General features: G+C 70.8%; 5 protein-coding genes. 4 read left to right on the forward strand and 1 reads right to left on the reverse strand.

What is annotated here, in order from left to right; all coding sequences use genetic code 11:
• Nucleotides 1-1,683: methyl-accepting chemotaxis protein (locus AB0C29_RS35665; protein ID WP_360829909.1), on the reverse strand; the 1,683-nt coding region annotated here is incomplete at its 3' end.
• A gap of 258 nt (nucleotides 1,684-1,941) precedes the next feature.
• Here AB0C29_RS35665 and AB0C29_RS35670 point away from each other — a divergent pair.
• From AB0C29_RS35670 to AB0C29_RS35685, 4 genes are all read left to right on the forward strand, one after another.
• Nucleotides 1,942-2,550, forward strand: a complete 609-nt coding sequence (locus tag AB0C29_RS35670; protein ID WP_360829912.1) for a chemotaxis protein CheW — start codon at nucleotides 1,942-1,944, stop codon at nucleotides 2,548-2,550.
• Entirely contained in the window at nucleotides 2,550-3,392 is an 843-nt protein-coding gene (locus AB0C29_RS35675; protein ID WP_360829921.1) for a CheR family methyltransferase, read from the forward strand. The genes AB0C29_RS35670 and AB0C29_RS35675 overlap by 1 nt, the downstream gene beginning before the upstream one ends.
• Nucleotides 3,385-3,969 (forward strand): chemotaxis protein CheD, encoded by a 585-nt coding sequence (locus tag AB0C29_RS35680; protein ID WP_360829915.1) that lies wholly within the window; start codon nucleotides 3,385-3,387, stop codon nucleotides 3,967-3,969. The genes AB0C29_RS35675 and AB0C29_RS35680 overlap by 8 nt, the downstream gene beginning before the upstream one ends.
• Nucleotides 3,966-4,406, forward strand: a 441-nt coding sequence (locus tag AB0C29_RS35685; protein WP_360829918.1) for a response regulator, incomplete at its 3' end; no start/stop codon positions are given. The genes AB0C29_RS35680 and AB0C29_RS35685, both read left to right, overlap by 4 nt.

A 4,406-nucleotide genomic window follows, 5' to 3' on the forward strand; every position in this document is an offset into this window, starting at 1 on the left:
ATCGGGGACGCCGACCTCACCACGGTGATGGCTGACCGCGGGCACCTTGTTGTCGTTGTGCACGCCGCGCGGGTAGCTGTCGTTGGCCCACCCGCCGCCGCGGGCCGGGGCCTGCACCGTCCCGGTCATCACCGGCCGCCGGGCCGGGTCCGTGACGAAGAAGTCCATCAGCTGCTTGAGCTGGGCGGTCTGGGCCGACATCTGCTCGGCGGTGGCGGCCAGTTCCTCACTGGACGAGGCGGTCTGCTCGGTCACCTTGCCGATCTGGGTCATCGCGACGTTGATCTGGCGTACCCCGGTGGACTGCTCCCCGCTGGCCGCGGCGATCTCCTGCACCAGGTCGGAGGTGCGGATGATGCTCGGGATGATGGTGTTGAGCAGGTCGCCGGCCCGCTCGGCGGTCTGCACGCTGCCCGCGGCCAGCTCACTGATCTCCTGCGCCGCGACCTGGCTGCGCTCGGCCAGCTTGCCGACCTCGGTCGCCACCACCGCGAAGCCCTTGCCGTGCTCGCCGGCCCGGGCGGCCTCGATGGTGGCGTTCAGGGCCAGCATGTTGGTCTGGAAGGCGATGTCGTCGATGATGCCGATCTTGCCGGTGATCTCCTTCATCGCGGCGACCGTCCGCTGCACCGCGTCGCCGCCCTCCTGGGCCTCGGCCGCGGCCTTGGTCGCGATGCCCTCGGTGGCGATGGCGTTCTCGCTGTTCTGCGAGATCCCGGCGGTCATCTCCTGGACGCTGCTCGTGGTCTCCTCGACGCTGGCGGCCTGCTCGGTCGCTGCCTGCGACAGGCTCTGCGAGGCGCCGCTGATCTGGTTCGAGGCCAGGTTCAGCTGCGCGGCGGAGTCGACGACCGTGCTGACCGTCTCCCCCAGCCGGCTCATCGCGCTGTTCAGCGCGGTGCCCATCCGGCCGACCTCGTCGCGGCCGCGGACCGTGAGGCGCTGGTCCAGCCGGCCGTCGGCGAGCCCGGTCAGCACGTCGACCGTCTCCCGCAGCGGCCGCGCGATCGCCGCGGTGATCAGCTGCACCACGACGAAGGTCACCAGGATCGCGATCACGATGAGCGCGATCAGCACCATCCGGGAGGTCTCGTACGCCGACGTGGAGGCGTCCAGCGAGGCCTTCGCCGCGTTGTCCTCCTGATCGGACAGCCCGTCGATCGCCGTGTCGATCGCCGCCGAGACCGGGTCCACCTCGGTCCGGCTGACCTGGTTGAACTGGGCGAAGTTGCGCGCGGCGGCGGCCGGCTTCAGCTTGTCCGTCGCGATGGTCTTGTACGAGGTCCACGCGGTCAGGAAGGCCTGCCCGTTGCCGGTGCCCGCGCTCGGCCGGTCCTTGGCGAAGGTGGCCCAGACCTCGTCGAGCGCGCCGATCGCCGCGTCCAGGGAGCGGTTGGCCGCCGTGGTGTCGGCCTCGTTCTGCGCCATGGCCAGCTTGCGCATGTCGATGCGGACCTGTTTGTAGTCGGCTCGCACGTCACCGAGCATCCGCACGTCGTGCAGGTTGCTGTAGTACAGCCCGTTGAGCCGTTCCTGGGTGTTGGCCAGGCTCACCATGCCGACCAGCCCGACGGTCAGCAGCAGGACCCCCGAGACCAGCGCCAGGATGCGCAGTTTCCAGCCGATCGACATATCCCGGAACGAGAATCCGCTGCGATGCCGGCGCGTTTCCGACTCGGCCATTTCCAGGCTCCCTCTGTCCCCCCGCCGCGGCCGCGAGCGCACCGCCCGCCACCCATGACCGGGCCAGCCTATCGGCGCCCGACGAGGGAGAACGCGGAATGCGAAGCCCCCGGCAAATGGTTTTTCACCAATGCGACAACGGGCTCGGAAAGGGATCCCGGGAGCAGTCGGGCGTTATGACCTGAGCTCCTGCGGGAGCCTTCACGGATCTGATCGAATAGCACCGGCAGCAGGCTCGGGCAGGCGGGAGGACCGGCGGTGACCACCAGTTCCGCGATGTCGGCGGCGGGGGCGCGCGGTGCCGTCGTGGCCGGCGAATCGGCCCGTTATCTGACGTTCACGCTCAACGGCGAGTCGTACGCGCTCGACATCTTCCACGTCAAGGAGATCCTCGAGTACCGCAGCCTCACCGTGGTGCCGATGATGCCCGACTTCATCCGCGGCGTGATCAACCTGCGCGGGCGGGCCGTACCCGTCATCGACCTGGCGATCCGCTTCGCGCGCGGCACCACCGCCGTGCGCCGCCGCACGACGATCATCATCGTGCACATCCGCGAGGCGGTGCTGCCCGGCGCGGAGGCCGGCGCGCCCGGGCTCACCGAGGCCGACGGTGGCCAGGACATCGGCATCCTGGTCGACGCGGTCAACAAGGTGGTCAGCCTCGACGAGGGCGCGATGGAACCGGCACCGGCGTTCGGCGCCGGGATCCGCGCCGACTACCTCAGCGGCATGGCCCGCCGCGACGACGACTTCCTCATCGTGCTGGACGTCAGCCGGGTCCTGTCCATCTGCGACATGGTCAGCCTCGGCGACCTCGCCCTGGGCCGCCCGCCGGCCGACGACGACGCCGTGCCGGAGCCGCGGTGATGCTGCCGCTCGCGGCCGTCCAGCAGCTCACCGACGACCAGTTCCGCCGGCTCACCGGTCTGCTGCACGACCACACCGGGATCGCCCTGGCGCCGGGCAAGGAGGCTCTGGTGGCGGGCCGGCTCGACAAGCGGATCCGGCAGCTGGGGCTGGGCGGCTACGGCGAGTACCTCGCCCTGCTGCGCGACGGCCACGACGAGGTCGAGCTGCACCAGATGATCAACCTGCTCACCACCAACGAGACGTTCTTCTTCCGCGAGCCGCGGCACTTCGAGTTCCTCGAGCGGGTCATCGCGCCGGGGCGGCCACCGGGCCGGGCGCTGCGGATGTGGAGCGCGGCCAGTTCCACCGGCGAGGAGGCGTACACCGCCGCCATGGTCCTCGGCGACGCGCTGCCGGTGGCGCAGTGGGAGATCGTCGGCAGTGACATCTCCACCGACGTGGTGGAGACGGCCCGCCGGGCGCTCTACCCGATCGAGGCCGCCGAGCGGATCCCGCCGCCGCTGCTGCGCCGGTACTGCCTGCGGGGCCGCGAGGAGTACCAGGGCCTGCTGACGATCTGCCGGGAACTGCGCGCCCGGGTGGAGTTCCACTGCCTGAACCTGATGGAGGACTTCCGCCGGCTTGGCCGCTTCGACGTCATCTTCCTGCGCAACGTGATGATCTACTTCGACCTGGCGACCAAGCGTGACCTGGTCGACCGGATGCAGCAGCTGCTCTTCCCGGGCGGCTTCCTGATCATCGGCAGCTCCGAGTCGCTCAACGCGATCCCGTCGCCGCTGCGCATGGTCGAACCGTCGATCTACCGGCTCGCCGGCCCGGCGGAGGTGGGCCGTGCGTGAGCCCGTCGACGTGCACCTGCATCCCGGTGACTTCCGCTTCGCCGGTGGCGGCACGCGCCTGCACACCCTGCTCGGCTCGTGCGTCGCGATCACCCTGTGGCACCCGGCCCGGCAGATCGGCGGGATGTGCCACTACCTGCTGCCCGGCCGGGATCCCGCCACCGCCGGGTCCGAGCTGGACGGCCGGTACGCCGAGGACGCCGTGGCGATGTTCCGCCGGGAGACCGACCGGCACGGCACCTGCCCCGGCGAGTACGTCGTCAAGGTCTTCGGCGGCGCGGACCAGTTCCCCGGCCTGGCCGGCCCGCAGCCCAGCATCGCGGCGCAGAACGCCCGGGCCGGCCTGGACCTGCTGAACCGCGAGGGTTTCACGGTGACCACGTGCCGGCTCGGCGGCCACGGCTCCCGGCGGCTGATCTTCGAGCTCGCCACCGGCCACGTGTGGCTGCGCAGCCTCCGGGCCCTCGACGACCGGACCCCCGACGACGGGTCCTTCGACGACCGGTCCTTCGGCAGCCGGTCCTTCGGCAGCCGGGTCCCCGGGCCCGGGGACGCGCACCCGGCGGTCCCGCGGTGACCGGCGCGGGCGGATCCACGGGCGGGCCGACCCGGGTGCTGATCGTCGACGACTCGGCCGTCGTCCGGCAGGTGCTGGCCGCCCGGTTGCGTGGCTGCGCCGGGATCGAGGTCATCGGCGCGGTGCCGGACCCGATCTTCGCGATGGAGCACATGAACCGGTCCTGGCCGGACGTCGTCGTGCTGGACATCGAGATGCCCCGGATGGACGGCCTCACCTTCCTGCACAAGATCATGTCGGTGCGGCCCACGCCGGTGGTGATCTGCTCGACGCTGACCCGCCGGGGCGCCGAGACCACCATGGAGGCGCTCGCCGCCGGGGCCGCCGCGGTGATCGCCAAACCGGCCACCGGGCTGAAGAAGTTCATGGAGAACGACTCCGAGTGCGGATTCCAAGGCCGAGACCTCGGAAGAAAAGTCACTCACGAACTCACCTTG

The sequence above is a fragment of the Actinoplanes sp. NPDC048791 genome (assembly GCF_040650095.1).
GTDB lineage: Bacteria > Actinomycetota > Actinomycetes > Mycobacteriales > Micromonosporaceae > Actinoplanes.